Source organism: Mycobacteroides franklinii (genome assembly GCF_001853795.1).
GTDB classification, from domain to species: domain Bacteria; phylum Actinomycetota; class Actinomycetes; order Mycobacteriales; family Mycobacteriaceae; genus Mycobacterium; species Mycobacterium franklinii.
The window spans coordinates 667,784-692,103 of record NZ_MLIK01000004.1 but is presented as its reverse complement, the minus strand read 5'-3'; the positions used below and the strand labels follow the sequence as shown (position 1 = coordinate 692,103).

The 24,320-nt window shown below is 64.2% G+C and carries 30 protein-coding genes; 18 read left to right on the top strand and 12 right to left on the bottom strand.

Annotation, left to right across the window (positions count from 1 at the left end; genetic code table 11):
- Positions 1 to 56 precede the first annotated feature (56 nt).
- Positions 57 to 1,055: a 4-hydroxy-3-methylbut-2-enyl diphosphate reductase gene (locus tag BKG76_RS03865; RefSeq protein ID WP_070936120.1), complete on the top strand. Its 999-nt coding sequence runs from the start codon at positions 57 to 59 to the stop codon at positions 1,053 to 1,055.
- Positions 1,056 to 1,061: 6 nt separating this feature from the next.
- On the opposite strand, the gene BKG76_RS03860 is transcribed toward BKG76_RS03865, so the two are convergent.
- The 3 genes from BKG76_RS03860 to BKG76_RS03850 all read right to left on the bottom strand — a co-directional run bounded on the left by BKG76_RS03860 (position 1,062) and on the right by BKG76_RS03850 (position 4,503).
- Complete coding sequence (locus BKG76_RS03860) at positions 1,062 to 2,000, bottom strand: DUF6542 domain-containing protein (RefSeq protein ID WP_207543733.1); 939 nt, start codon at positions 1,998 to 2,000, stop codon at positions 1,062 to 1,064.
- A 62-nt stretch (positions 2,001 to 2,062) separates the two neighbouring features.
- Positions 2,063 to 2,242, bottom strand: coding sequence for a YbdD/YjiX family protein (locus BKG76_RS03855; protein ID WP_070936117.1), 180 nt, complete (start codon positions 2,240 to 2,242; stop codon positions 2,063 to 2,065).
- Positions 2,239 to 4,503: a carbon starvation CstA family protein gene (locus BKG76_RS03850; protein WP_070936115.1), complete on the bottom strand. Its 2,265-nt coding sequence runs from the start codon at positions 4,501 to 4,503 to the stop codon at positions 2,239 to 2,241. The genes BKG76_RS03855 and BKG76_RS03850 overlap by 4 nt, the downstream gene beginning before the upstream one ends.
- Before the next feature lie 120 nt (positions 4,504 to 4,623).
- On the opposite strand from BKG76_RS03850, the gene BKG76_RS03845 reads away from it, so the two are divergent.
- The 4 genes from BKG76_RS03845 to BKG76_RS03830 all read left to right on the top strand — a co-directional run bounded on the left by BKG76_RS03845 (position 4,624) and on the right by BKG76_RS03830 (position 6,014).
- Positions 4,624 to 4,947: a hypothetical protein gene (locus BKG76_RS03845; protein ID WP_070936113.1), complete on the top strand. Its 324-nt coding sequence runs from the start codon at positions 4,624 to 4,626 to the stop codon at positions 4,945 to 4,947.
- A gap of 33 nt (positions 4,948 to 4,980) precedes the next feature.
- Positions 4,981 to 5,202 (top strand): PspC domain-containing protein, encoded by a 222-nt coding sequence (locus tag BKG76_RS03840; RefSeq protein WP_070936111.1) that lies wholly within the window; start codon positions 4,981 to 4,983, stop codon positions 5,200 to 5,202.
- 116 nt (positions 5,203 to 5,318) lie between these two features.
- Complete coding sequence (locus BKG76_RS03835; protein ID WP_070936848.1) at positions 5,319 to 5,645, top strand: hypothetical protein; 327 nt, start codon at positions 5,319 to 5,321, stop codon at positions 5,643 to 5,645.
- A 66-nt stretch (positions 5,646 to 5,711) separates the two neighbouring features.
- On the top strand, positions 5,712 to 6,014 hold the full coding sequence (locus BKG76_RS03830) for a hypothetical protein (RefSeq protein WP_070936109.1): 303 nt from the start codon (positions 5,712 to 5,714) through the stop codon (positions 6,012 to 6,014).
- A 24-nt stretch (positions 6,015 to 6,038) separates the two neighbouring features.
- Here the strand turns inward: BKG76_RS03830 and BKG76_RS03825 are convergent, their stop codons facing one another.
- Positions 6,039 to 6,425 carry a DUF488 domain-containing protein gene (locus BKG76_RS03825; RefSeq protein WP_070936107.1) on the bottom strand — a complete coding sequence of 129 codons (387 nt, stop codon included), beginning with the start codon at positions 6,423 to 6,425 and terminating at the stop codon, positions 6,039 to 6,041.
- A gap of 3 nt (positions 6,426 to 6,428) precedes the next feature.
- Between BKG76_RS03825 and ychF the strand changes: the two genes are divergently transcribed.
- Both ychF and BKG76_RS03815 read left to right on the top strand, forming a co-directional pair.
- Positions 6,429 to 7,502, top strand: a complete 1,074-nt coding sequence (gene ychF, locus BKG76_RS03820; RefSeq protein WP_070936105.1) for a redox-regulated ATPase YchF — start codon at positions 6,429 to 6,431, stop codon at positions 7,500 to 7,502.
- A gap of 182 nt (positions 7,503 to 7,684) precedes the next feature.
- Positions 7,685 to 8,044: a DUF1801 domain-containing protein gene (locus BKG76_RS03815; RefSeq protein ID WP_070936104.1), complete on the top strand. Its 360-nt coding sequence runs from the start codon at positions 7,685 to 7,687 to the stop codon at positions 8,042 to 8,044.
- A gap of 33 nt (positions 8,045 to 8,077) precedes the next feature.
- Here BKG76_RS03815 and BKG76_RS03810 read toward each other — a convergent pair whose 3' ends face one another.
- The gene (locus tag BKG76_RS03810) at positions 8,078 to 8,458 is read right to left on the bottom strand and encodes a nuclear transport factor 2 family protein (RefSeq protein WP_070936102.1); all 381 of its coding nucleotides are present in this window, start codon (positions 8,456 to 8,458) and stop codon (positions 8,078 to 8,080) included.
- A 116-nt stretch (positions 8,459 to 8,574) separates the two neighbouring features.
- On the opposite strand from BKG76_RS03810, the gene BKG76_RS03805 reads away from it, so the two are divergent.
- Together BKG76_RS03805 and BKG76_RS25260 are read left to right on the top strand one after the other, a co-directional pair.
- The gene (locus BKG76_RS03805) at positions 8,575 to 8,973 is read left to right on the top strand and encodes a VOC family protein (RefSeq protein WP_070936099.1); all 399 of its coding nucleotides are present in this window, start codon (positions 8,575 to 8,577) and stop codon (positions 8,971 to 8,973) included.
- Positions 8,974 to 9,061: 88 nt separating this feature from the next.
- Positions 9,062 to 9,778, top strand: a complete 717-nt coding sequence (locus BKG76_RS25260) for a class III extradiol ring-cleavage dioxygenase family protein (protein ID WP_070936097.1) — start codon at positions 9,062 to 9,064, stop codon at positions 9,776 to 9,778.
- Here BKG76_RS25260 and BKG76_RS03795 read toward each other — a convergent pair.
- Positions 9,769 to 10,134 carry a VOC family protein gene (locus BKG76_RS03795; RefSeq protein WP_070936847.1) on the bottom strand — a complete coding sequence of 122 codons (366 nt, stop codon included), beginning with the start codon at positions 10,132 to 10,134 and terminating at the stop codon, positions 9,769 to 9,771. The genes BKG76_RS25260 and BKG76_RS03795 overlap by 10 nt on opposite strands.
- A gap of 58 nt (positions 10,135 to 10,192) precedes the next feature.
- Positions 10,193 to 11,713: a multicopper oxidase family protein gene (locus tag BKG76_RS03790; protein WP_070936095.1), complete on the bottom strand. Its 1,521-nt coding sequence runs from the start codon at positions 11,711 to 11,713 to the stop codon at positions 10,193 to 10,195.
- 138 nt (positions 11,714 to 11,851) lie between these two features.
- Here BKG76_RS03790 and lpqS point away from each other — a divergent pair, with 138 nt between their 5' ends.
- The 4 genes from lpqS to BKG76_RS03770 all read left to right on the top strand — a co-directional run bounded on the left by lpqS (position 11,852) and on the right by BKG76_RS03770 (position 16,525).
- Positions 11,852 to 12,271, top strand: a complete 420-nt coding sequence (gene lpqS, locus BKG76_RS03785) for a putative copper homeostasis (lipo)protein LpqS (RefSeq protein ID WP_109420550.1) — start codon at positions 11,852 to 11,854, stop codon at positions 12,269 to 12,271.
- Positions 12,272 to 12,439: 168 nt separating this feature from the next.
- Positions 12,440 to 13,465, top strand: coding sequence for a PLP-dependent cysteine synthase family protein (locus BKG76_RS03780; protein WP_070936091.1), 1,026 nt, complete (start codon positions 12,440 to 12,442; stop codon positions 13,463 to 13,465).
- Positions 13,417 to 14,736, top strand: coding sequence for an MFS transporter (locus tag BKG76_RS03775; RefSeq protein ID WP_070936089.1), 1,320 nt, complete (start codon positions 13,417 to 13,419; stop codon positions 14,734 to 14,736). Before BKG76_RS03780 ends, BKG76_RS03775 begins: the two co-directional genes overlap by 49 nt.
- 7 nt (positions 14,737 to 14,743) lie before the next feature.
- On the top strand, positions 14,744 to 16,525 hold the full coding sequence (locus tag BKG76_RS03770; RefSeq protein ID WP_083337900.1) for an ABC-F family ATP-binding cassette domain-containing protein: 1,782 nt from the start codon (positions 14,744 to 14,746) through the stop codon (positions 16,523 to 16,525).
- Positions 16,526 to 16,682: 157 nt separating this feature from the next.
- On the opposite strand, the gene BKG76_RS25390 is transcribed toward BKG76_RS03770, so the two are convergent.
- Positions 16,683 to 16,808 carry a hypothetical protein gene (locus BKG76_RS25390; RefSeq protein WP_005059458.1) on the bottom strand — a complete coding sequence of 42 codons (126 nt, stop codon included), beginning with the start codon at positions 16,806 to 16,808 and terminating at the stop codon, positions 16,683 to 16,685.
- A gap of 118 nt (positions 16,809 to 16,926) precedes the next feature.
- Positions 16,927 to 17,445, bottom strand: coding sequence for a DoxX family protein (locus BKG76_RS03765; protein WP_070936087.1), 519 nt, complete (start codon positions 17,443 to 17,445; stop codon positions 16,927 to 16,929).
- Positions 17,446 to 17,484: 39 nt separating this feature from the next.
- On the opposite strand from BKG76_RS03765, the gene BKG76_RS03760 reads away from it, so the two are divergent.
- The 4 genes from BKG76_RS03760 (at position 17,485) to BKG76_RS03745 (ending at position 21,420) form a co-directional block, all read left to right on the top strand.
- Positions 17,485 to 19,029, top strand: coding sequence for an ArnT family glycosyltransferase (locus tag BKG76_RS03760; protein WP_070936085.1), 1,545 nt, complete (start codon positions 17,485 to 17,487; stop codon positions 19,027 to 19,029).
- A gap of 55 nt (positions 19,030 to 19,084) precedes the next feature.
- Positions 19,085 to 20,404 carry a WS/DGAT domain-containing protein gene (locus BKG76_RS03755; RefSeq protein ID WP_070936083.1) on the top strand — a complete coding sequence of 440 codons (1,320 nt, stop codon included), beginning with the start codon at positions 19,085 to 19,087 and terminating at the stop codon, positions 20,402 to 20,404.
- A 30-nt stretch (positions 20,405 to 20,434) separates the two neighbouring features.
- Positions 20,435 to 20,923 carry a VOC family protein gene (locus BKG76_RS03750; RefSeq protein ID WP_070936845.1) on the top strand — a complete coding sequence of 163 codons (489 nt, stop codon included), beginning with the start codon at positions 20,435 to 20,437 and terminating at the stop codon, positions 20,921 to 20,923.
- A 149-nt stretch (positions 20,924 to 21,072) separates the two neighbouring features.
- Positions 21,073 to 21,420: a hypothetical protein gene (locus tag BKG76_RS03745; RefSeq protein ID WP_070936081.1), complete on the top strand. Its 348-nt coding sequence runs from the start codon at positions 21,073 to 21,075 to the stop codon at positions 21,418 to 21,420.
- Here the strand turns inward: BKG76_RS03745 and BKG76_RS03740 are convergent.
- Genes BKG76_RS03740 through BKG76_RS03730 form a run of 3 tightly spaced genes read right to left on the bottom strand, consistent with a single transcriptional unit; the run spans position 21,417 to position 23,752 of the window.
- Complete coding sequence (locus BKG76_RS03740; RefSeq protein ID WP_070936079.1) at positions 21,417 to 22,703, bottom strand: hypothetical protein; 1,287 nt, start codon at positions 22,701 to 22,703, stop codon at positions 21,417 to 21,419. The genes BKG76_RS03745 and BKG76_RS03740 overlap by 4 nt on opposite strands.
- A 24-nt stretch (positions 22,704 to 22,727) precedes the next feature.
- Positions 22,728 to 23,303, bottom strand: coding sequence for a DUF3558 family protein (locus BKG76_RS24210; protein WP_236737535.1), 576 nt, complete (start codon positions 23,301 to 23,303; stop codon positions 22,728 to 22,730).
- 53 nt (positions 23,304 to 23,356) lie between these two features.
- Complete coding sequence (locus BKG76_RS03730) at positions 23,357 to 23,752, bottom strand: hypothetical protein (protein ID WP_070936077.1); 396 nt, start codon at positions 23,750 to 23,752, stop codon at positions 23,357 to 23,359.
- 217 nt (positions 23,753 to 23,969) lie between these two features.
- Between BKG76_RS03730 and BKG76_RS03725 the strand changes: the two genes are divergently transcribed.
- The gene (locus BKG76_RS03725) at positions 23,970 to 24,308 is read left to right on the top strand and encodes a WXG100 family type VII secretion target (RefSeq protein ID WP_070936075.1); all 339 of its coding nucleotides are present in this window, start codon (positions 23,970 to 23,972) and stop codon (positions 24,306 to 24,308) included.
- Positions 24,309 to 24,320 lie beyond the last annotated feature (12 nt).

Here is a 24,320-nt window from a genome sequence, read left to right as displayed (position 1 = left end):
TCAAGCTTGCCTTACGTCGGTCGTGCAGCGAAAGACTGGGCCGTAAGCTGGTGACTATGTCTGCAGTCGATATGGGCACTCCGGGGATGGTGAGCACCGTCGTCGGCCCGGCGACGAGCAAGCGTGTGCTGCTGGCCGAGCCGCGCGGCTACTGCGCGGGCGTCGATCGTGCTGTCGAGACGGTCGAGCGGGCGCTGGAGAAACACGGCGCCCCCGTCTACGTGCGGCACGAAATCGTGCACAACCGCTACGTGGTGGACACGCTGGCCAAGGCGGGTGCCATTTTCGTCGACGAAACCGATCAGGTGCCCGAGGGCGCGATCGTGGTGTTCTCTGCCCATGGAGTGGCGCCGACCGTGCATGTGGATGCCGCGGCGCGCAACCTGAAGACCATCGACGCCACCTGCCCACTGGTCACCAAGGTGCACCAGGAGGCGAAGCGCTTCGCCCGAGACGATTACGACATCCTGCTGATCGGCCACGAGGGTCACGAGGAAGTCGTCGGCACTGCCGGTGAGGCTCCGGACCATGTGCAGCTGGTCGACGGCCCGGGCTCGGTGGACAAGGTCACCGTCCGCGACGAGAAGAAGGTCATCTGGCTGTCTCAGACGACGCTGAGCGTCGACGAGACCATGGAGACCGTCCAGCGCCTGCGGGAGCGTTTCCCGACGCTGCAGGACCCACCCAGCGATGACATCTGCTACGCCACCCAGAACCGTCAGGTCGCGGTGAAGGCGATGGCCCCCGAATGTGAACTGGTGATCGTTGTCGGTTCACGCAACTCGTCGAACTCGGTGCGGTTGGTGGAAGTGGCGCTGGGTGCGGGCTCGAACGCCTCGTACCTGGTCGACTACGCCGAGGACATCGACCCGGCCTGGCTTGAGGGCGTGACCACGGTCGGCGTCACCTCGGGTGCTTCCGTGCCGGAGGTGCTGGTGCGCGGCGTGCTGGAGCGGCTCGCGGAGTACGGATACGGGCAGGTGCAGCCGGTTACCACGGCCAATGAAACTCTGGTGTTCTCGCTGCCGCGTGAACTGCGGGCGGCACGCCACTAGTTCACGCTAGCGGTCGTAGTCCCAGGCGTCGTATCGGTCTTGACGACGCCGTGGCGGCACCGGGGGACGTTCATCCCGGTATCGCACCGCGGGACGGTGCGGTTCGCGTGGGGCCTCCGCGCGTGGCTCCCGGTAACGGGGCCGTTCCTCGTATCCGGCGTCGTACCCGTAGTCGTCGTATTCGTCGCGGATGCGGCGTGCGGGACGACGTTCGGTGCGCATCGGGCGCTCGTCCTCCCACGGGGTGCCCAATGACGACGCCCGCCGCGATACGGGTTCGGAATCATGGGTGGGACGTCGACGTGCCGCAGACTCGTGTCGTCCGTGCCGTGTTGTGCGCGTGGTGGGCTTGTCGGCGCCACCGACACGGCGCGACATGGTCGTTTTGGCCTGTGTGCCCTCGGTATCGACCAGTGCCTGTACCCGGCTCCTGGTGGACGTCCTCGGCTTGGCTGCCTTGGTGGCCTTCTGTTTGGCGGGCTTCGCGGCTTTTTCCTTGACGGGCTTGCCGGTGAAGATTCCCCAGTACCAGCGCACCACCCCGATGATCAGGACGCCCAGCGCGGTGCTGATCATCAGCGGAAAACGTTCGATCAGCGGGTACCCGATGGTGATCGCTGTCGACTTTCCGCCGGAAAGTGGTGCCTGCGACATGATCATGTAAGCCGTCGGGATGCTCGCGAACAGGATCAGTGGCGGTTGTACGACGGCGGTAAAGATTGATGCGTACCGGACCGCGAGAACCGCGACGACGCAGCCGGCCGCGTAGCAGCCAGCGAACGCGCCGGTCAGCTTCTCACCATTGGTCATCAAGTCAAGTGCGAATCCGAGCAGGGTTCCGGCAAGCGCTATCAGGATGGCACCCCACCACGGCACGCCCGGGATATCGGGGTGTGCCGACCGGTGATCGGCTTCCACCGATGAGCGGGCGCGTTGACCTGTCACATGTTGAAAGGTACCGGTGCCGAGCCGGATGTTCGGTAACGGTGCCCGTCAGCGCGCTTGTGTCAGCAGCATCGCGCCGACGGATTCGCGTCTGCGTCGGCGTACCGCGCACGCCAAAACTCGCCTTCGGTGGGCACCGGAACACCCGGGTGGCGGCGCCGCAGATGCTCCACGTAGCGCTGGTAGTCGTGGTCGCCCATGACCGAGGTGAACCACCACAGCAGTCCCTTGATCACCTTCATGTCCGCGTCCCGACGGGTTCAGGTGTTGACCATTGTTTTTCGATTTCTTTCTCCACGTCGGTGGCCAGGAAGCCGCTGGGCGCGAAGATCCTCGAGGGCTCGTCCGGATCCTCACTTGTCGGCAGGCCCCCGGACCGGACCGCGCGCAGGCACGTCCAGGCTCCGGCGGCGACGACGATCAACACCAACGAGGCGAAGACGGCCGACAGCGTTCCCTGCACAAACGTGTTGCGAATCACGGCGTCCATGGCTTCGGGGGTCTTGGCGGTCTTGAAACTCGTCAGGCCCGCGTCCCGGGCTGCCGCGTAAAGCTGGTGCTGCTTCCAGTACCCGACGGCGGGATCCGCGGAGAAGAGCTTCTGCCAGGACGCGGTCATCGTGACGATCAGATCCCAGCCCAGGGGAAGGGCCGGGATCCATGCCCATGTGTAGAGCCGCTGCTTGACGACGATCGTCGTCACGACCGTCAGGGCGATTGCGGCCAGCAGCTGGTTGGCGATGCCGAACAGTGGGAAAAGGGTATTGATGCCGCCGAGAGGGTCGGTGACTCCCATGAGCAGGATCGAGCCCCAGCCGCCGACGACGATCGCCGAGCAGATCCATGCGCCCAGTCGCCAGGACGCGTCCTTGAAGCGGCGCAGCGGCCCGCCCAGGTTCCCCAGCGAGTCCGACAGCATGAAGCGGGCGACGCGGGTGCCGGCGTCAACGGTGGTGAGGATGAACAGGGCCTCGAACATGATCGCGAAGTGGTACCAGAAGGCCTTGAAACCGCTGCCCCCGAATACGTCCGACATGACGTGGGAGATCCCGATGGCCAGTGTCGGGGCTCCGCCGGTGCGCGAAACAATGGAGGTCTCACCGATATCGCGTGCGGTTTGCGTCAGCTGCTCACCGGTGATCTTCGGGCCGCTGAGCGGCAGGCCGTTGACGTAGGCGGCGGCGGTTTCGGCGGTGCCACCGGTCGCCGCGCTGGGGGCGTTGATCGCGAAGTACAAGTGCTGGTTGAGGATCGCCGCGGTGACCAAGGCCATGACCGCGACGAATGACTCGGTGAGCATGCCGCCGTAGCCGATGAATCGGGCCTGGCTTTCCTTCTCCAGCAATTTGGGGGTGGTCCCCGAGGAGATCAGTGAGTGGAAGCCCGAGAGTGCCCCGCAGGCGATGGTGATGAACAGGAACGGGAACAGCGATCCGGCGAATGCCGGGCCCGCGCTGTTGAAGGCGAACTGGCTTACCGCCGGAAGCTGCGCCACCGGCCGGGCGATCAGGATGCCGATGGCCAGCATCGCGATGGTCCCGACCTTCATGAACGTCGACAGGTAGTCGCGGGGGGCCAGTAGCAGCCACACCGGCAGCACCGACGCCGCGAATCCGTAGAACATCATCAGCCAGGCGATGGTGGTCTTGTCGAGGCTGAACAATGTTTCGCCCCAGCCCGATTCGGCAACCCAGCGCCCGGAGATGATCGCGGTGAGCAGTAGGGCCACTCCGATGACGGTCACCTCGCTGACCTTCCCCGGCCGCAGGTAACGCAGGTACACGCCCATGAACAGCGCGATGGGGATGGTCATCGCGATGGAGAAGACACCCCACGGGCTTTCCCCGAGGGCGTTGACGACGACCAGACCCAGTACCGCGATGAGGATGATCATGATGACGAAGATCGCGACCATCGCCGCGACTCCGCCGACGGTGCCCATCTCGTCGCGGGCCATCTGGCCGAGGCTGCGGCCGCCACGCCGGGTGGAGATCACCAACACCAGGTAGTCCTGCACCGCACCCGCCAGCACGACGCCGACGACGATCCAGATGATGCCCGGCAGGTATCCCATTTGCGCGGCCAGGACCGGGCCCACCAGGGGGCCTGCTCCGGCGATGGCCGCGAAGTGGTGACCGAAGAGCACCCGTCGGTCGGTGGGGATGAAGTCCTTGCCGTTGTCCAGCGCCTCGGCGGGTGTGGCGCGGTCATCGCGAGGTCTGACGAGTTTGCGTTCAATAAGCTTGGCGTAGAACCGGTATGCGATGAGGTAGGTGCAGATCGCCGCGACGACAAACCAGACCGCGTTGACGTGTTCCCCGCGCAGCAGCGCGATCATCGTCCAGGCGAAGGCGCCCAGTAGTGCCACCAAAATCAGCGCCACGCGGGCGGTGGGTGAGGGTGCCCGATTGTCGATCACGCCGACGGGTGGCAGATCGGGATCGGTGCGCAACAGCGCGACGCCGGGCGGGGGAGTCTGGACTTGCGGCTCATCTGTAGCCATGCGCGCTACCTTATGTGCCCGCCGTCGGGCTCCCTAGTGCATCGACCCTCTGTTCAAGATCAGGGAAAGATCGGGGCCATCCCTGATGTGCCTCGTGATCTTGATTCATAGCGTCGAGCCGTGAGTAAATCGGCGTGTTTCGCAACAGCTTTGGATGCCATGGTGGTGGTACTCCCGGTTGCGGCAGTGGCACTGGCGGCCGTTGCGCATGCGGGGCCACAGGGTTACGGCGATCCTGAGGTGCTGATCACTTCCCTTGAGGAGCAGGGCAATTACGTCATTCTCAGTCGGGTGGGTGATCTCCCGATCGAGGACTGCATGGTAACCGAGGTTCGCCAGGGCGCCTCTGTGTACCGGTATGAGCGGGCTGTCGGATCCGATTCCAACACCGCCCCCACGAAGGTCTTAGACCACGGAACGTACTACGTGCACCTGAAATGCTGAGTTGAAAGTCAGGAAACATCAGGGACTTCCCCGATGCGCCAGGGTGTTTCGGCGGTCTACGGTGAACTCATGACTACTGCACTGCGACGTCCCCGCACCGGAACGATGATCGGCGGGGTATGCGCGGCCTTCGCGCAACGCTTCGGATGGGACGTCACGATCGTGCGAGTCCTGACGGTCGCGTCGATCCTGCTCCCGGGACCGCAGGTGCTGGCCTACCTGGTGTTGTGGGCGCTCATTCCTCGGGAGCAGTGAGGCGCGGGCAGAAAGTTAATTTTTCGTAACCACCGGGTGTATGACACTCGGCACGGGGGCAAATCGTGGGTTAGTCTGCGCACATGCGGCCATACGAGTACCCCCTACGGGTTGCTGTGCTGGTCGTTGTCCTCGGTGTCCTGTGCTTCGTCGGCGTGAATCCGGGAAGCGTTGTGGGCCAGTCGTCGATGTCGGCGACGCAGGTCCTCGATCCGCAGGCCAGCGCGGCACCCGGGGAAGCACCCGAGGTTGATGCTTTCGCCCAGGTCGTGCAGATAGCCAAGATGTGCCGCGGGGTTCTCGCGGGGTCGATGCTGCTGGTGCTGGCGTTTGTGCTGCGCTACGTGCTGCTCACGGCGACGCGGGGATCGCCTGTGCTGCAACGGATTATTAGTCACCGCGGCCGGGCCGTGCTGCTCAAAGGCTGTGTACATAGGTGCTGATGTGGTCGGTGCGACCCGACCCATGTCAGTCATGCCGCGATATCGCGGTTCTACACAGGAGCATCCATGTTTTCTCGTTGTGCGATTTTTACGTTGACGGTCGCGGGGGCACTACTGGTGGCGCCGTCGGCGCTGGCCGGCCCGGAAGACGGTGAGAGTGCCGCAGACGTCATCGCCGATCTGGAGGCTCGCGGCAATATCGTGGTGATCAATCGCGTCGGGAGTGGGCCCATGGCCGATTGCAAGGCGACGGCAGTGCGGCCCGGTCGGCTCTTGGCGCCGGGCGCCTCGATCAACGCCCCGGGCGCCAGCTGGGGTGGCTCCATTCTGTCGACTCATCGGGTCATGCACGTCGACATCACTTGCTGAGATCGGCCACTGACTAACCGCTGACTAACCACTGAGGAAGTCGAGCAGCACGATCGCGTGATTGTGTTCGGGGTCTTTCGCGGCATACAGCAGCGTCAGGGTGCCATGTGTGTGCTCGAGTTCCCGCGCGACGTCTACAGCGGGGTTGGCGTCCAGCTCGGCGCGGTACTTATCGGCGTACAGGCCCCAATTTTCGGCGGGCGCGTGGTGCCAGCGGACCCGCAGATCGGGGCTCGGGGCGATCTCCTTGAACCAGAGATCGACCTGAGCGGCGGCCTTACTGACCCCGCGCGGCCAGAGCCGGTCGACCAACACGCGATAACCGTCCGAGGGGTCGGGAGTCTCGTAGATTCGCTTGGTGGAAAAGGTCACCTCAGCATTCTTATCCGCCGCGGTCCGTAGACTCTCCATCTCGTGAGCCTGAACTTGGGAATCGTTGGTCTGCCGAACGTCGGAAAGTCGACGCTGTTCAACGCGCTGACCCGCAATAACGTGCTGGCAGCCAACTACCCGTTTGCGACCATCGAGCCGAACGAAGGTGTGGTGCCGCTGCCGGATCCGCGCCTGGACAAGCTGGCGGAGGTATTCGGTTCGGCACGGACGCTGCCCGCGACGGTGACGTTCGTGGACATCGCCGGAATCGTCAAGGGCGCCTCCGAAGGTGCGGGCCTGGGCAACAAGTTCCTGGCCAACATCCGCGAATGCGATGCCATCTGTCAGGTGGTGCGGGTGTTCGCCGACGACGACGTCGTGCACGTCGACGGGCGCGTCGACCCGGCCGCCGATATCGAGGTGATCGAGACCGAGCTGATTCTCGCCGACATGCAGACGCTGGAGAAGGCGGTGCCGCGCCTGGAGAAGGAAGCCAAGACCAAGAAGGAACGTCAGCCGCTCGCCGATGCCGCCAAAGCCGCGCAGGAGGTGCTCGACAGTGGCAAGACGCTGTTCTCCACAGGGCAGGACTGGTCGGTGGTGCGCGAGCTGAACCTGATGACCACCAAGCCGTTCCTCTACGTGTTCAACGCCGACGAGTCCGTGCTCGGCGATGAGGAGCGAGTGGCGCAGCTGCGCCAGTTGGTGGCGCCTGCCGATGCGGTGTTCCTGGACGCGAAGATCGAGTCGGAGTTGCAGGAGCTGGACGAGGAATCCGCTGCCGAGCTGCTGGAATCGATCGGGCAGACCGAGCGCGGGCTGGACGCCTTGGCGCATGCCGGTTTCCACACGTTGAAACTGCAGACGTACCTGACCGCCGGGCCAAAAGAGGCGCGGGCGTGGACGATCCACCAGGGCGATACCGCGCCGAAGGCGGCCGGTGTCATCCACACCGACTTCGAAAAGGGCTTCATCAAGGCCGAGGTCGTTTCGTACGAGGACCTCGTTGAGGCCGGTTCGATGACCGCGGCGAAGGCTGCCGGCAAGGTCCGGATGGAGGGTAAGGACTACGTCATGGTCGACGGTGACGTGGTGGAGTTCCGCTTCAACGTCTGATCTGAGTGTTAACGTGTCTGCCGTGGCAGCGCTGCCTGCCACATTCGCGCTTCCAGGTGAACGATCACCTGAATCATTGCGGAGAGGCCTGACTGATCAGGACATGTCCGAATGGGGTGCTGCGCCTTCTGGCGCGCCAATTCCATTGAGCCGGTGTAACCGATATCGGCTGACGAAAGGACATGACAGTGGCTACGAAGGACGACAAGAACCTCCAGCAGGTCCTCGACAAGATCGCGGGGATGAGTGAGCCTGCGCGCGGGGTCATGCGGCGCATGCACGACGTGATTGTCGCTGCCGCACCCGAACTCAAGCCGCGTATTTGGTATGGCATGCCGGGCTATGCCAAGTCCGCGAGCAGTCCTGTCCTCGTCTTCTTCCGGAACGACGACATGATGAGCCTTGGGGTGAGCGAAAAGGCCACACTCAAGCCCGCCGGGGACGAGGACGGACTATTGATTCCTGCGGCGTGGTACTTCGAGGGCCTGGATGACGTCACCGAGCGGCGCGTTGCCGAGATCGTCCGCGCCGCGATCACGTAGCCGATCGCGGTCGAATTCCGCTTCAACATCTGATCACCCGATGGGTTCAACCCACTGAGCGCGGGATGGTCCGGCTTCGAAGGGTTCGCCGAAGTACTGCGTTTCGCGGATGACCTCGCCGTCGTCGAACTCCATGATGCTCACCACATGAAAGGGCTGCGCGTCGTAGGTCGTGACGAGCTCGCTGACCCATAGATCGCCAGCACCGGCGATTCGTCGCACGGTGAAGCGCTTCGCGTTCGGTTGGGCTTCGCGTGAGGCTTGAATGTTGGCGCGGCCGCGGATTCGCTCTCCGGACTGCGGGTACTCAAGAACCGCATCACGTCGGTAGAGGCGGTGTTCGGCATCGAAGTCGTTCGCGTCTGAGGCGGCCCAGTGGGCTTCGAGCGCGCCTCGCAGATCGCTGTCATTCATAGCGGCCTTTCTTTCGATCAGATGCTTCCAGCTTCCCTGACTTGTCGGGGTGCGTGCCTAGCATCTGCCTCACCACACAATCCGCCGATCACGGTGGCAGCTCAGGAGGTCTATCGATGAGATTCGTTTCGACACGAATCATCACCGCCGACGTCGATCGGTTGGTCACGTTCTACGAGATGGTGACCGAGACGGCAGCTATCTGGGCGAACGAACTCTTCGCCGAGATTCCGACATCGGTCGGCACACTGGCCATCGGCAGCGACAAGACCGTCCCGATGTTCGGGCAGGGATCTGCCGAGCCGGCGGCCAACCGCTCGACCATTCTGGAGTTCATCGTGGACGATGTGGACGCCGAGTATGCGCGGCTTCGCGCGCAGCTCTCCGAGGTAGTGACGGAGCCGACGACGATGCCGTGGGGTAACCGTGCGTTGCTGTTCCGGGACCCCGACGGGAATCTGGTCAACTTGTTCGCTCCAGTCACGGACGGAGCGCGCGCTAAGTTCGGCGTATGACCTGCCGCCTCGCACCACGTGGGCCAGCCGTGAAACTGCGTCAGGCGATCTGATGGCCTTGGTTTCGGCCGCGATATGTCCACACCCAATGATGTTGATACCCGACATTGCGGGCGATACGGATAGAAAGTGGCGGAGGCTCCGTGATGCGTGCCTGGAATCGGTTCGCCGACTGAATATTCCGATATTTGGTGGGGGACAGGCGATTGCTTGGAACGCGCCCCATCTGGTCGTTATCGTCGGCGGTGACGATACGACCAGAAGTTTCGATCCGGCCTGCGCGTACGGGAGCCTCTGGTCAAGCGGTGTCCGCTGGAACTACGGGTGGGGTGTCGACAGTGAGGATCCTCAGCCCCTACCGCTATCCCTGACTCTTGGCTACTGGCTCATGCTCAATTCCCGGTTGGGTGACAGGGGAGTGATCGTTTCCGATGGGGCTTTCCAAGCGGTCGATTTCGGTGCGTCGTCGCGCGAGTGCGTCGAGTTGGGGCGGGATTTGGCCGGACGTGCTGAACGTGTCGCGATGATTGTCATGGGCGAAGGATCCACCTGCCTGACTGCAGCCGATTGGGCGTGGAACGCCGAACGCGGAAGGTTGAGCGACCGACATGTGCTTCGCGCTCTTAGCGACGGTGACGCAGATGCCCTCGCTCGCATTGAGTTACATGGGACCGCAACCGGGCGGGCGGCATGGCAAGTGTTGGCAGGGGCGGCCGGCGATCAACGGTTCCACGGTCACCTTCACGCGAACGGGTCTCGCAGAGACAGAGGGTACTTCGCCGCCAGCTGGACGTCTCAGTCGTAGAACTGCACGAGGCAGAACTCGTTCCCTTCCGGATCGCGCACGACGAGCGCCCGGCCCTCGTCGTAGTCGTGGCGTTCGCCTGACCAAGATCCGCCGAGGCTCTCGACCTGAGCACGTGCAGCATCGATGTCATCGACTTCAATGTCGAGGTGTAGTCGCACCTTCGAGGTCTTCGCTTCCGGTACGCGCTGAAAGGTCAGTCGCGGCTGACCGCCGTTTCGTGTACCCAAGCTCGCCCACGCCGGATCGTCGCCGTGTTCGGCGGAACGGGGCAGTGCGAGCAGTGCACCCCAGAACGAGGAGAGCCGTCCGGGATCCGTGCAGTCGATGGTGAGTCCGACCCAGCGATTGGTCACGGGGTGATTGTCGCTCATAGCCGGGCACTTGGGTGTGTGCCGACAAATCAACTGTGTGCTAGTCCTGCATGTACGACACGACCGCCATCATCCCGGCCTCGCCGTGATAGATGTTGTGGCAGTGGGTAAGCCACTGCCCGGGGTTGTCGGCGTCGAAATCCACCTCGACGGTCTTCATGGGTGCGACGAGAACCGTGTCCTTTCGGGCGCGGAACGCTCCGTTGGTATCGCGGACCGCGAAAGTATGCCCGTGTAAATGCATGGGGTGGAACATCATTGAGTCGTTGATGAAACGTAGACGCACGCGTTGCCCTTCGCGTACGGGTAGACCGTCGCGCGGGTCATAGGTCTTGCCGTTGATGGTCCACGTGTACTTGCCGACGGGACCGGCCAATCGCACATCGTGCGTCACATCGGGGTCGCGGCGCCCGAGTTGCACCTCGGGGGTGGCGGTTAACGTCGCGGTATCCAGCGGCACCCGGGACTTCATCAGCATCGCGGCGTGTTCGGCGCGCCCGCGCACCGGTGTATCGCCCGAACGCAGAATCAGTTGCGCGAAGCCATTTTTCCCTTCGGGGACAGCGACCAGCGGCACCGACGAAGCCGGAACGGTGACGACGGCGTCGACGCGTTCGCCCATGGTGACCAGGACGGTATCGGCCTTGTATGGCTGTACCGGGAAGCCGTCGGTGTGGGTGACGGTCATCGGTACGCCCGGAATGCTGACCCGGAACGCCGTGTCGCCTCCCGCGTTGACGATGCGCAGCCGCACTCGTTGCCCGGGTCGATAGGTAGCGGACTGTGGGTCGGCCGGTACCCGTCCGTTGATCAGATAGTGGGGGTACACCACGTCACCGGCATCCATACCCAGGGGTGCTGTCGGGTCCATCCCCATGCCGCCCATGGAGTGGTCCATCGGTGGCATGCCCTTGGCGCGTAGCCCTTCGAGTACGTGATCGGGATCGGTGCCGGTGCCGTCGATCCAGTCGTCGAGCACCACCACCAACTCCTCGTCGTAGTCGGTGCGCTCGTCGGGATCCTCGATGATCAGCGGAGCGTAGAGGCCGCGATCGATTTGCGTTCCGACGTGGGGGTGGAACCAGTACGTCCCGGCGTGCGGTACCGCGAACTCGTAGTCGAATACTCCGGTCGGCGCGATCTCTGACTGGGTAACGTCCGGCACACCGTCCATGTCGTTGCGCAACGCCAGACCGTGCCAATGGATCGTGGTCGGCGCCGGGAGATTGTTGACCAACTGTGCACGAAGAATTTCGCCCTTGCGCAGACGGATCTCCTGACCGGGTACCCGGCCCCCGTATGCCCACGTCGACACGCGCGTTCCGGCAAGGTCGAGCTGAGTGGGACCGGCGTTCAGGGTGAATTGCCGCACGCTGGCCCCCGACCCCCTCCTGGCCGCTTCCACGGCGGCGATCCTGGGCGAATTGGGGTTGATGCGTTGCCCGGTGGCGGCTCCCGACGAGTTCTTGCTGCAGGAAGCCAGGAATCCTGCGGCCGCAACCGTCATTCCCCAGCGCAGCAGCTGACGTCGGCCAAGCAGTGGTGGCATGCCAGTGGTCATACTGTCATGTATACCCCGTGGGGGTATCGGACGCAATCACGCGCAGCTCGATGCTCGTGTTGAGTGCCGACCACGGAGAGGTCGCGATCCGATTACATACCCCGTAAGGGTATGCAAAATGATGCTAGCCTGGCTCCCATGTCGACCCGAGTGCGCCGCAGAAGTGGCCGAGGTCGGCTATGGCTTGTCGCACTCCTGATCGGGACGATGGCGAGTCTGCCGATCCTGCACTGCGTTGCCAGCGACGGCGGCCCGGACGCGCCACATCATCAGGCGACGCACGCCGCGCTTCCCGGCCACGGTCCGTCGGCCACGCACGCACACCTGGACAACGCGATGCATCAGATGGCGTGTCACACCGTGGACGGATTGTTCGGGTTGGCCCGGGGGCACAGCCCGCTGCGGATTCTTATCGTGCTCGCGGCGCTGGCGCTGACCGCGCTGGTGTTCCAGCCGTTGGCCACGCGTCTGTCGCGCGGGCCGCCCTTGCCGGTCGGCTGTTACGGGGCCCGGACGGGCCGCGACATTCTCACCAACCTCTGCGTCATTCGGCGCTGATCGGCTCTCGGGCAGGGCGGGGTTCCGCCATGCCCACACGTGCCGTCATCAGCTTCCCGGCCGCCTCGAGGTGGCCCTCACGCAGGGATTCCCATGAACAACAGCATTGCTCTGTCATCGCGTCGTAGTTGCACTCATCAAGGACCGAGGTTCCATGACCCCAACACATTGGTGGGCAACACCCCCGTGTTGTGGGTCTCGGAGCCATTCGCCACTCCAGGCACCGGCTTCTGGGCCAAACTCGAAGGCCATAACCCCAACGGCATGAAGGACCGGCCGGCGCTGCACATGATCGAACAGGCCCGGGAGCGGGGAGATCTCAAGCCCGGCGCCATGATCGTCGAATCAACCAGCGGAACGCTGGGATTGGGGCTGGCGCTGGCGGGTATCATCTACCGTCACCCGGTCACCCTGGTCACCGATCCGGGTCTGGAACCGATCGTCAGCAGTATGTTGACCGCTTACGGTGCGCGCGTAGACACCGTCACCGAACCGCACCCGATCGGCGGCTGGCAGCAGGCCCGCAAGGATCGTGTCGCGGAAATACTTGCCGCCGAGTCAGATTCGTGGTGCCCCGACCAATACCAGAACCCCGACAATGTCGACGCCTACCGTGGGCTCGCCGAGGAGCTGATCGACCAGCTGGGCACCGTGGACACGCTGGTCTGCTCGGTAGGGACCGGCGGGCACTCGTCGGGCGTGGGACGTGTGCTGCGGGAACACAATCCGAACCTGCGCCTGGTGGGGGTCGACACCATTGGCTCGACAATTTTCGGCCAGCCCGCCGGCTCGCGGCTGATGCGCGGGCTCGGGTCGAGCATCTATCCGGGCAATGTCGACTATGCAGCGTTCGACGAAGCCCATTGGGTCGCACCGAATGAAGCGGTCTGGACGGCCCGCGCCCTGGCCGCCAACTACCACGCCAGCGGCGGATGGAGTGTTGGGGCCGTGGCGTTGGTGGCGGGCTGGGTGGCGCGAACGTCACCTCCCGGTGCACGAGTCGCCGCGATATTCCCCGACGGTCCGATGCGCTATCACGGCACAATTTACGATGACGACTACTGCCGCAGCCACGATCTGCTGGACCGCCCGCCCGCGCAGGATCCCGACGTGATTGATGATCCATCGGACCGCGTGGTAGATCGATGGACCAGACTGACCCGTGTGATCGACCCGATAGGACGGAAGGCGTGATCCAGACCTTCCGCCAGTTCCGGTCTTTCGATCGGCCCAGCCAGATCTTGATGGTGAACCAGTTCGCCATCAACGTCGGCTTCTACATGCTGATGCCCTATCTCGCCGGATACCTGGCCGGTCCATTGGGTTTGGCCGCGTGGATGGTGGGCCTGGTAATGGGAGTCCGAAACTTCTCACAGCAGGGCATGTTTCTGGTCGGCGGCACGCTGGCCGACAGGTTCGGATACAAGCCGCTGATCGTCGCAGGATGTTTGTTGCGCACCGCCGGATTCCTCATGTTGGCGTTTGTCGGCACCTTGCCGGCCATACTGATCGCCTCAGCCGCAACAGGTTTCGCGGGTGCCCTGTTCAACCCCGCGGTGCGCGCCTACCTGGCCGCGGATTCGGGGGAGCGCAGGGTGGAGGCCTTCGCGGTCTTCAACGTCTTCTATCAGGCGGGAATCCTGTTCGGGCCGATCGTTGGTTTGGCCTTGACCGCCTGGGACTTCCGGATCACCTGCGCCGTGGCCGCAGCGGTTTTCGCGTTCCTGACGGTCATCCAGTTGATGGCACTGCCGCCCAACCGCGCCGAGCCGGACGCGACTGCAGATCATGCTCCGGTGCTTGCCAGCTGGCGTTCGGTGCTGTCCAACAGGGCTTTCCTGTTGTTCTCCGGGGCCATGATCGGCTCCTATGTGCTGACATTTCAGGTGTACCTGGCGTTACCGTTCCAGGCCGCGCTGCTCACCGACGACAAGAAATCCGAAACAGTTTTGGTGACAAGCATCTTCGTGGTGTCCGGGCTGGTGGCCATCGCCGGCCAGGTGCGACTGACCGGCTGGCTGTCCGCCCGATTCGGCCCCAGTCGCAGCCTGGTGCTCGGGATGCTGGTCATCGCGGCGGCCTTTGTGCCGCTGGCGCTGCTACCCACAGCGGCGTCGGCAGGGCGACTCGTCGCGGTCGCCGCATTGCTGTTGTCAGCGGCCCTGCTGGCGGTGGGAACCATCGCGACCTTCCCGTTCGAGATGGACACCGTGGTCAGGCTGGCGGGCAATCGTTTGGTGGCCACTCATTACGGCTTGTACAACACCATCGTTGGTGTCGGCATTCTGGCCGGGAACCTGTTGACCGGATCCATCTTCGGCTACACCCAACAGCACGGTAAACCCTCGTTGCTATGGGTCTCGCTGACCGCTGTCGGCCTGGTCTGTAGCGCGGCATTGTTTGCGTTGCGCCGGGCCGGGCTACTCGACAGGGATAGGAAAGTGGCGCCGGCTGCCAGTGCGTGAGTAGTTTGTGGAGGCCATGACCAGCCCTGCTAAGTCCATTAACCTCGTCAATCTCGAGAGCGTGTCGAAGTCATACGGTGTCAAGCCGTTGCTCTCCAACGTCAGTCTCGGGGTGCAAGCGGGAGACCGCATCGGGGTGGTGGGCCTCAACGGTGGTGGCAAGACCACGCTGTTGGAGGTGCTCGCCGGCGTCGAACCCGCAGACCAGGGCAGGGTCAGCCGAGTTGGGGACCTGCGCCAGGCCGTCGTCACCCAGCGCGACGACCTGGAGGGCGAGACGGTCTTCGACGTCGTGATCGCGCCGCTGGGCGTCGCCGAACACGAGTGGGCCGGTGACGCACGGATCCGTTCGATTCTGGACGGTGTGGGGGTGGCCGCGCTGGGACTGGACCGGCGCGTGGATCAACTCTCCGGAGGCCAGCGACGCAGGGTCGGGCTCGCCGCCGCGCTCGTTCGGGACCTGGACCTGCTGATCCTTGACGAGCCCACCAACCACCTGGACGTCGAAGGCGTGCAGTGGCTTGCCGAACACCTTCTTACGCGGCGCACCGCGCTGGTGGTCGTGACGCACGACCGTTGGTTCCTGGACACCGTCGCCACCCGCACCTGGGAGGTGGTCGACGGCAGCGTCGAATCGTACGAAGGCGGATACGCCGACTGGACTTTCGCGCGCGCGGAACGCGGACGGCAGGCCGATGCCGCGGAGGCCCGTCGCCGTAATTTGGCGCGCAAGGAGCTGGCGTGGTTGCGGCGCGGCCCGCCCGCGCGCACCTCCAAGCCCCGATACCGGATCGAGGCGGCCGAAGCCCTGATCGCCGATGTGCCACCGCCGCGAGACTCGGTGGCGCTCACATCATTCGCGCGTCGGCGCCTGGGCCGTATCGTCATCGAACTCGAGGACGCGACGGTCACAACGCCCACTGGTGAAGAGCTGGTGCGTGATCTGACCTGGCGTCTGGCTCCGGGCGAGCGCATCGGCCTGGTGGGGGTCAACGGATCTGGGAAGACGACCCTGCTGCGCGTGTTGGCCGGCGCGGTGCCGCTGGCTGCGGGGCATCGAAAAGAGGGCAAGACGGTCAGCATCGGCTGGTTGCGTCAGGAACTCGACGACCTACCGGAGGACATCCGGGTACTCGACGCGATCGAGTCGATCGCTCTGCGCATCACACTGGGAGACAAGGAACTGTCCGCGTCCCAGGTTGCCGAGATGCTCGGATTCAGCCCGGCGCGTCAGCGCACACCGGTCGGGGATCTCTCCGGCGGTGAGCGCCGGCGGCTGCAGTTGACGCGCGTGCTCATGGCGGAGCCGAACGTGCTGTTGCTCGACGAGCCCACCAACGACCTGGACATCGAAACCCTGCAGCAGGTGGAGGACCTGTTGGACGGCTGGGCGGGCACCCTGGTGGTGGTCAGCCACGATCGGTACCTCATCGAGCGAGTCTGCGATTCAACCTGGGCACTGTTCGGTGATGGCAAGCTGACCAACCTGCCGGGTGGCATCGAGGAGTACCTGCGCCGGCATGCGCAACCGATCGCGGCGCCCGTCAAATCGGCACCGGACCGCGGCCGCGATGGCGCAGCCCTGCGAGCCGCGCAAAAGGAACTCGGCCGGTTGGAGCGGGCTGTCGCCAAGCTGGGCGAGCGCGAGGCCACCCTGCACGCGCGGCTCGCCGAACACGCCACCGACCCGGACCGAGTGGTGACGTTGACGGCTGAACTCAATGCCGTCGTCGCCGAGAAGGACGCCACCGAGGTGCAGTGGATGGAGCTCGCCGAAGAGCTCGAGTAGTCCGGGCCAGAATTCCATAAAAAAGCGAGGGCAGTCGGTGTGACTGCCCTCGCCTGTTGAACGGATTGGGTGAGAAACATCCGGGACTTGGCCCGGCATGCGATGCGCTACGCGCCTCGCCGATGCGTCCCCCCTCTGGGGGTTCGCCAACCTGCCGTTATACGGCTAGCGGGAACCACTCATCGGTCTGCTCCGTGTTGTCGCCCTCGACCAGCAGCTCGCCGCTGTAGATGGCTTCGAAGTCGATCTCGATGACCGTGGCACCGAATTCCTCGTTCGTCATGTACTGAACAGTAGGGGTCACTATTAAGAAATCATTGAGTCACGAATCGGAAAAGTCTGGCAATTTTCGCTAGACGCATCGGCCCAGGTCATAGACCATGAGCGACCTTGCTGAACTCTTAAGAAAACGGGTTGGTGCCCTTAATAAGCACCCAGGCGGCAATTGCGCCCCCGAATCCGGCCACGACCAGCACTGATGAGACCGCATTCGGCCACTCGTCGCGGCCGAATCGCCCGTCCACAGAGATGCGTCCCGGTCCCATGAGGATTACCGCGGTGGCCGCGGCGGCAAGCACAAGCGGGAATTGCACTTCCGTACCGGATTGAAAGAGATCACTGCGCACCGAGTAGCCCAGGACTGCCGAGTAGAGCATCGAACCCAGCACCGCGCAGCCGCCCAGGGGTGTGAGGAGCCCGGCGACAAGTAGCGCGCCGCCGATGCTGTACGTCGCGGCGAGCACGCGCGCCGCCAGATCGGCGGACGCGCTGGCCGTCGAGCCCAGTTGCACGAACTGCTCGGAGGCGAACACGACGTTCAGCCCACTCCAGCACAGCGTCACTCCTACTGCGACACGCAGGATCAGGAGTCCAATATCGTTGCGGGTCAACGGATCGCTGTACTGCTTGGCACTCGGCACGCCGGGAGTCTATGGCACGCGCGCTAGGGTGAAGCCGCTATGGCAGCGGTCAGCTCCCGGTACGACGACGGCAACGAGATTCCCGGAGTACCGTCCGTGCGTATCGCACGCGCCGACCTGATGGCGATCACGGCGCTCACTGCTCTTGTGTTCGGTTGGGCCAGTAGGGGATACGGATACTTCTTCGACGAGGCCTACTTCGTTGTCGCCGGGCGAGATCACCTGTCCTGGGGGTACTTCGATCAACCTCCGCTGGTGCCGTTCATCGCCGGCATGGCCGACCACATCGCGCCCGGATCGTTGTGGGTGCTGCGGTTGGCGGCCACCGCGGCGGTGGCGGTCGGAACGTTGATGTGTGGGCTGATCGCCGCCGAGCTCGGCGGCGGCCGACTTACCCAATCCCTGTCGGCGATTGCCTATGCGACGGCCATGTTCCAGATCTTGGCGCACTGGTTGCAGACACCGGCGATCGATCCGGCGCTGTGGGCGGTGGTGTGTTGGCTGCTGGTGCGCTGGACTCGTAGCCTGCGGGAACGATTGCCCGATGATCGCCTGCTGCTCTGGGCGGGAATTGCCACCGCCGTCAGCATGCAGACGAAGTTCCTCATCCCAGCCCTATGGCTTGCGGTGCTGCTAAGCGCGGCGGTACTCGGGCCGCGGACGCTGCTGCGCCGCAGGCGACTGTGGATCGGGGCCGCGGTCGTCGTCGTGACTACCGTCCCGACCCTTATCTGGCAGGCCACCCATGGCTGGCCGTATCTGCGGATGGCCGGCATCGTGGCGGCGGAGTCCGAGCGCGGAGCGGCGCTGCTGGCGGGCATGCTCCTCGGGTCCGCTGTGATCGGCCTGGTGCTGCTGCTGGCCGGGGTCGTCGCGCTGGTGGCGGCGCCCTCGCTGCGGCCCTACCGGTATCTGGGATCGGGCGCGGTGTTGGTCGGCGTGTTCATGTTCGCCTCTCATGGACGCGCCTACTACGGCATGGGGTTGTATGCCCTACTTATTGCTGCGGGTGCGGTGGGGCTTTCTCGGTGGCGCCCGGTCCGTCCCGCGATGCGCGGCGTGGTCTACACATTGATCGCGGTGGTGACGGCCGCGTCGGTGATCATGGCAATCGTCCGGCTGCCCATCGTGTCTGAATCGGCCGCCGCACGCTGGTTTTCCTGGGCCGGTGGCATGGGGCCGACCATGCTCGCCGAAGGCGATCACTCCACGGAGGGGCTGCGACAGATCGCCAGGGACACCTACGACTCGATGCCGCCGGAGGTACGCACCCGCACGGCCCTCGTCGTACAGATCTATCCCATGGCCGCTGCCTATGACGTGGAGGCCGGACGTGAAGGAATCTCGCGCGCGTACAGCTTCCACCGTGGCTACTACTACTTCGGGGCGCCACCGGAATCCATGACGGACATGATGTACATCGGCGTGGACGACCCGGATCCCAGGCTCGCTCAAGGATTCCGGGGTGTGCAGCGGATCGAGCTGTTGCACGTGCCAGGGGAGGACGAGGCACATGTCTATCGGTACTACGGCAGAATTGCGCGGTGGCAACGGCTATGGGACGACTGGCGCACCTACAAGTAGGTGTCGGGTGACGGCGGTCAGTGGTGTTCGCCCAAGGGGCTCATCCGTCGAACAGATGGCGCCTCGCGACGCCCAGATGTACTGGATGTCGTCGAAGATCCCGAACGATCAGTTTCTGCTGTTCTGCTTCGACTCGCCGACGCAGGACATCGCGTCGGTGTGTGCGGTGGTCGCCGAACGCGCGACCCGGATCGCGGACCTACGGGTTCGCGCTGTCGACGTCGCCGGGCACCTCGACTACCCTTACTGGGGGCCGCGTGATGAATCTCAGGTGCCGATTACCGTGCATGCGCTGGCGGATTCCAGCTGGCCGCATTGCCGATCCGCGATCGCCGCGCTGTTGACCAGTACTGTCGACGTTCGCGAAAGTCCCTGGCATCTACATCTTTTCCCTGGAGTGAACGGTGCGCCGTGGGTATCCGGTGAGGCCCTGGTCGCGGTGCTGCAGGTATCGCACGCGCTGGCCGACGGCAGGCGGGCCACCGAAGCGGCGCGCGCATTGTTCGGTGACGAGGCACCCGAGAGCGCCTCGTTACCCGAGGTGCCGGGCCATGCCGCCCTGCGTGGACTGGTGGACTTCCCGGCGAATCTGGGGCGGCTGCTGGGCGCGAGCAGAGATGGGTACGTGGCCTATAAACGGCAGCAGGAACTTGTCGCGGCGGGTGAGATGGAACCGGAACCGCAAGGATTCCCGTTGATTTCGCTGAATGCTCGGCCCGATGACCGTCGGGAAATTCGGATGATCGTGCGCCCGCGCGACGAACTTCGCACCGAGGACGTCAGCGTGACCGTCGCGGTGATGACGGCGATCGGTGCAGCGCTACCGCAGTATCTGCGCGATCACGGCCAGTGGGTGCCGGACAGGTTGGGTGCCGAGGTGACCGTCGCGGTGCCAGGGGAGTCTATGGCGCGCAACAACTTCCGGAACATTGGTGTGGACCTGTGCTGGGGTGAGTCGGATGTGCGCGCCCGGGCACGGCAGATAGCGGACGGGATCGAGCGCCGGCGTCATCGTGCCGCGCATCCGGTCCTGGTCGCCCAGCGCGCAGGCGGAGCGGCGCTACCGGCGCCGATGATGTGGGCGGGCGTCAACGCCTTCAATGCCGACCTGATGCCGCCCACCGTGGCGGGCAACACCGTGGTGTCGAGTGTGGTGCGCGGTGCCGCCGATCTGATGCTCGGCGGCGGGCGAGTGGCATTCACCGCGGGGTTCCCGGCGCTGTCGCCGGTCATGGGCCTGACCCATGGAGTGCATGGCATCGGCGAGACCGTCACGGTGAGCGTGCACACCAGCGCGGCGGTGATGCCCGATGCCGATCACTACGAAGGCCTGCTGGCCGATGCGCTCACCGAGGTTTCTCGCCAGCTGCGATGAGTTTTCGCCGCGGTGCGGGTCGATACCGGTATGCCGACTATTACCCCTTGCCTCTGGTTCGACATCCAGGCCGCCGAAGCCGCCAACTTCTATGTGTCCGTGTTCCCGAACTCGCGGATCCTCGAGGTCACCCATTACGGGCCGAACACCCCGATGCCGGAGGGCACTGTGCTCACCGTCGAGTTCGAACTCGACGGACAGCGGTACACCGCCCTCAACGGTGGACCTCAGTTCATCTTCGATGAGGCGATCTCGTTTCAAATCGACTGTGGGTCTCAAGACGAGGTCGATCGCTACTGGGAGGCGCTGACCGCCGACGGGGGACAGGAGTCCCAATGTGGTTGGCTCAAGGACAAATTCGGGGTTTCCTGGCAGGTGGTGTCGCGTGAGCTGATCGACCTGATCTTCCATTCCGATCCGGTCACCGGCGACGCGGCGATGCAGGCCATGATGACCATGCGCAAGCTCGATGTGGCTGTCGCCCGGGAGGCGGTCGAAGCGGCACAGGCCGGTTCCTAGGGCCGCTCCCATTTCACGTGAGCTAAGTCCGGCATGGTTTGCCGGGAGTTCTTACACTGAATCCGATGGCTGTCGAGGGTTGCATGGGGTACACGCGCGGTTGCCGCTGCCCAAAATGCGTCCGGCACCGGCGGCGGCACGAGGACCGGATGGCGCAAGCACAGCAGGATGCCGTGCAAGAGCGGGTAGAACGCCGGGCCCGGTGGCAATCCGACCTCGCGGACGGGGGCCCCAAGTCGCCGCCGAGTCAAGTCGTGGAACCCGCCGATCATGCGCGCGAGTTGGAGCGGGAACGGTCTCGTGCTCAGCATTTGCAGGGACAGATCGCGGCACTGCGCGAGATGGCGGCTCAACATTCGCCGGGGGCGGACAGCGGAGTCTTAGCCCTGCTGCAGATGCGTCAACTTGCCGAGCTGTTGGAGCAACACCGCGATCAGCTTCGGCTGCTGCTCAACGGATCGGCCGTCGACGAGCAGCAGCCGGCGCTCGATCCTTAGCGCTCGTCCCCGAAGTCAACGTTCCAGCCCATGGACTTGTAGCGGCGTATCTCCGATTCACGTCGTTGCTTTTCGGCGCGTTCATGCTCGGTCCAGTCGCCGATGACACCGGGGGATGCCTTGGGTAGATCGCCGAACAGCTCGTTGCCGTTGTCCCAGTTGATGAGGAACTCCGGGGTCTCGTGTTCGTCGTCCTCTTCGCCCTTGCTGCCGTGGCCGTGGGCACCGCCCATGGGTGCCATGCCCATGCCACCCATACCCATTGCGCCACCGCGGACTCCGGCGCCACCGATGCCGGCGGGGTTGGTGCCTGTGCCGCCTCCCAGACCGGGAACACCTGCGCCACCGCGCAATGCTCCAGGGCCGCTGAGGGTTCCGGTGCCCGAACCCGAGCCCGACGGCGAGCTGTAACCCGCCGCGGTGGTGCTGCCCAACGGCAGGCCGGAACCGGTCTTGTCTGAGCCGCCGCCAAGGCCGCTGAGGGCGTTGCCCAGCCCGCTACCCGAACCGCCGCCGGAGCCGCTCTGGGGGCTGCCGCCACCGGAACCGCTTCCGCTACCGGAGCCCGCGCCTTGGCCTTGGCCGCTTTGGTTGCCTGAGCCATCGCTGTAGGCGGGTTTGGTGTCCTTGTTGGCGAGGCCATCGGTGGCATTGTTCGCGCCGCCTGCGCCCTGACCGCCGCCCGAGCCGCCACCGTTTTGGCCGCCGCCGCCGGTGCTGTTGGGGGTTTGGATGTCGCCACCACCGGTTGGTGTGGTGGTCTCGTCGTCGATGCTGGCGCCTCGGCCGTGGTCGACAACCGGCTGGCTGAAGTCGCCTGTCATCTGCCACCGGGCGTGGTCTTCGTCAGCAGCCTTCTGTGTGTCGACAGCCTTCCGTGCTGCTGCTTCTCCCATGCCCTTCGCGACGAAGTTCTTCATGTGCGCCTGCTCTTCTTGAGGCGACATGGGCGGCTTGATCTTTCGTGCTGCCTCCATCGGGCCTGGAAGCGGGGCAAGTTTGTCGCCGAAAGTTTCAATACGTGTCGCGTATTTGTCGACCTCGTCGAAAAACTCGCTGTATTTGGTTTGCATTGCTATTGCGGCCTTGCCGTGCCAGTGATTGGCGACCTCGTTTTGAATCTCCCTCATGGCGTTGGTCATGGCCTCACGGAGGTCCTGGGCCTTTTTGTGGAACCGCTCCCTGTTGGTTTCGGGGTAGCCGCTCAAAAATGCCTGACCGGCAGCGTAAATCTCCGCGTGTGACTTGGAGTACCAATCCTCGGCACTAACCTGCTTGCTCATGAGATTTCCTTGAAATCGGTGGGGTTAAGGGATTCTCGGCTCGATCGTTGTCATGATTTGTGTTGCGAACGGGCACATGTCAGCGCCCTGATCTTCTAGCGCGACGGACGGTAGCGTCATGACACCGGCGATGCCGCTCTGCGAAGGCAGGAGGACCGTGCATCCCGGTACTTGGTCAGGAGCCTTGTGGGCTACGAGGCCTTCGCGATCTCCGAACTGTGTCGGTTCCATCCGGTCGAAGTTGCGTTGTTGCGCTTTCTGCCAGCGCTGGATTGTGCCGTCGAAGGCATAGACCCGTACCTGTCCATTCTTGCCGTTCCATAGACAACCACGCACGCTTTCGGCGCCTAAGGGGCCGTTGTTGGCGGTGTCGTGCTTGCTGTCCGGCCGCAGCTGCCATTGTGCTTCTTCCACCTTGGTCACAGCGGCGCAACCGTCGAAGCTCGTGCCGGTGACTTGCGGGTTAGCTACCGCTGTCGTCGGCGGAGTGAGATCCAATGAAGGGGCGGTGGCCGCGGCCGTGGACAGTGTGACCGATGACGCCGGTTGCGATGCTGCGACCGGTGTCCCTGTCGTTGAACCCGTACACCCCGTCAACATCACGGCGAAGGCGGCGAACAACGAAGGGGATAGCCCGCCTAGCGGATTGTCTCTCATATTTCGAACGTTCCTGCACCTGGGGATGGGTAGCCAGCGTCGCGGGTCACATTGGGCATTTCGCCGTTCTGGAAACGCCTGCGGTTCTGCTCCTCCACGTTCTTGAACGCGGCCTGGGTGGCATCGGCCTTCTGCTGGTAGTCGCTGGCACGTTTCGAGAACCCGCCCATTGCGTGATATACGTGGCTGGCTGCCTCATTGACCTTGTCATTCCAGGTCAAGCCCTCGGTGCACTCATTCATACCGAGGTCCGCCCCGAACTCCCCGAAATCCTGCCTCATGTCTTGAAGCTTCTGGGCGAGTGCTTCGAAGTGGCGCGCAACCCTCGCCGCCGCGTCGCCATCGAGATAGAGTTCGTTGGCATCTAGCCCTGTCGCTGCGTCCTCTGCCATGTCTGCTCTCCCTGCTGCAATTCTGCTCTCATGGGGATAGGACGCCACCTGCCCCCGGTTTGGTTCCATTCTTTCTCAAGAATCTTGAAACTACAGTTGGCCTGGGCCGAAGGTGAATCTGCGGAGACCGCCAAAAATTATGGAACCGAACCGGGCACTGCCTCGTCAGAGCATTACATAGGGCATAAATGCCGTTGAGGCGAGGAGAGGGCCAGACATGTCGACCGTTTCGGGTTCATCGGGTGGTCAGCTGCATCTGGACCCCGATGAGCTGCGGACTCATGCAGACCGGCTACGCGGACAAGCTTCGGATCTCAAAGAGGCGCATGAGGCCGCCCATCGTGCGATGGCGGACGCGCAGGCCGGTTTCGGGTCAGGGCGCGCGGCCCAGGCGCTGAGCAGACGGATCTCCGATTGGCAGAAAGAAACCGCAGACCATCACGCTGAGCTGACCAGTCATGGTGAGTACCACACATCGTCTGCTGCGAAGTTCGTAGACCTCGATGCGACCAATCGTGGCCGCATCGAGGAAGCTGGATCAGGCCGCGCGGTCTAAACAGGGGGAACG

Bases quoted from the DNA above. Each gene is read 5' to 3' on its own strand.
- BKG76_RS03840 (WP_070936111.1), top strand. From the start codon at position 4,981: ATGCGCCAGGGTGTTTCGGCGGTCTACGGTGAACTCATGACTACTGCA.
- BKG76_RS03855 (WP_070936117.1), bottom strand. From the start codon at position 2,242: ATGAAGGTGATCAAGGGACTGCTGTGGTGGTTCACCTCGGTCATGGGC.
- BKG76_RS03740 (WP_070936079.1), bottom strand. From the start codon at position 22,703: ATGAGCAAGCAGGTTAGTGCCGAGGATTGGTACTCCAAGTCACACGCG.
- BKG76_RS03745 (WP_070936081.1), top strand. From the start codon at position 21,073: ATGGCGCAAGCACAGCAGGATGCCGTGCAAGAGCGGGTAGAACGCCGG.
- BKG76_RS25390 (WP_005059458.1), bottom strand. From the start codon at position 16,808: ATGACGAACGAGGAATTCGGTGCCACGGTCATCGAGATCGACTTCGAA.
- BKG76_RS25260 (WP_070936097.1), top strand. From the start codon at position 9,062: ATGATGTTGATACCCGACATTGCGGGCGATACGGATAGAAAGTGGCGG.
- BKG76_RS03755 (WP_070936083.1), top strand. From the start codon at position 19,085: ATGGCGCCTCGCGACGCCCAGATGTACTGGATGTCGTCGAAGATCCCG.
- BKG76_RS03810 (WP_070936102.1), bottom strand. From the start codon at position 8,458: ATGAATGACAGCGATCTGCGAGGCGCGCTCGAAGCCCACTGGGCCGCC.
- BKG76_RS03725 (WP_070936075.1), top strand. From the start codon at position 23,970: ATGTCGACCGTTTCGGGTTCATCGGGTGGTCAGCTGCATCTGGACCCC.
- BKG76_RS03760 (WP_070936085.1), top strand. From the start codon at position 17,485: ATGGCAGCGGTCAGCTCCCGGTACGACGACGGCAACGAGATTCCCGGA.
- BKG76_RS03850 (WP_070936115.1), bottom strand. From the start codon at position 4,503: ATGGCTACAGATGAGCCGCAAGTCCAGACTCCCCCGCCCGGCGTCGCG.
- BKG76_RS03750 (WP_070936845.1), top strand. From the start codon at position 20,435: ATGCCGACTATTACCCCTTGCCTCTGGTTCGACATCCAGGCCGCCGAA.
- BKG76_RS03730 (WP_070936077.1), bottom strand. From the start codon at position 23,752: ATGGCAGAGGACGCAGCGACAGGGCTAGATGCCAACGAACTCTATCTC.
- BKG76_RS03790 (WP_070936095.1), bottom strand. From the start codon at position 11,713: ATGACCACTGGCATGCCACCACTGCTTGGCCGACGTCAGCTGCTGCGC.
- lpqS (WP_109420550.1), top strand. From the start codon at position 11,852: ATGTCGACCCGAGTGCGCCGCAGAAGTGGCCGAGGTCGGCTATGGCTT.
- BKG76_RS03825 (WP_070936107.1), bottom strand. From the start codon at position 6,425: ATGGAGAGTCTACGGACCGCGGCGGATAAGAATGCTGAGGTGACCTTT.
- BKG76_RS03775 (WP_070936089.1), top strand. From the start codon at position 13,417: ATGGACCAGACTGACCCGTGTGATCGACCCGATAGGACGGAAGGCGTG.
- BKG76_RS03805 (WP_070936099.1), top strand. From the start codon at position 8,575: ATGAGATTCGTTTCGACACGAATCATCACCGCCGACGTCGATCGGTTG.
- BKG76_RS24210 (WP_236737535.1), bottom strand. From the start codon at position 23,303: ATGTTGACGGGGTGTACGGGTTCAACGACAGGGACACCGGTCGCAGCA.
- BKG76_RS03830 (WP_070936109.1), top strand. From the start codon at position 5,712: ATGTTTTCTCGTTGTGCGATTTTTACGTTGACGGTCGCGGGGGCACTA.
- BKG76_RS03865 (WP_070936120.1), top strand. From the start codon at position 57: ATGTCTGCAGTCGATATGGGCACTCCGGGGATGGTGAGCACCGTCGTC.
- BKG76_RS03815 (WP_070936104.1), top strand. From the start codon at position 7,685: ATGACAGTGGCTACGAAGGACGACAAGAACCTCCAGCAGGTCCTCGAC.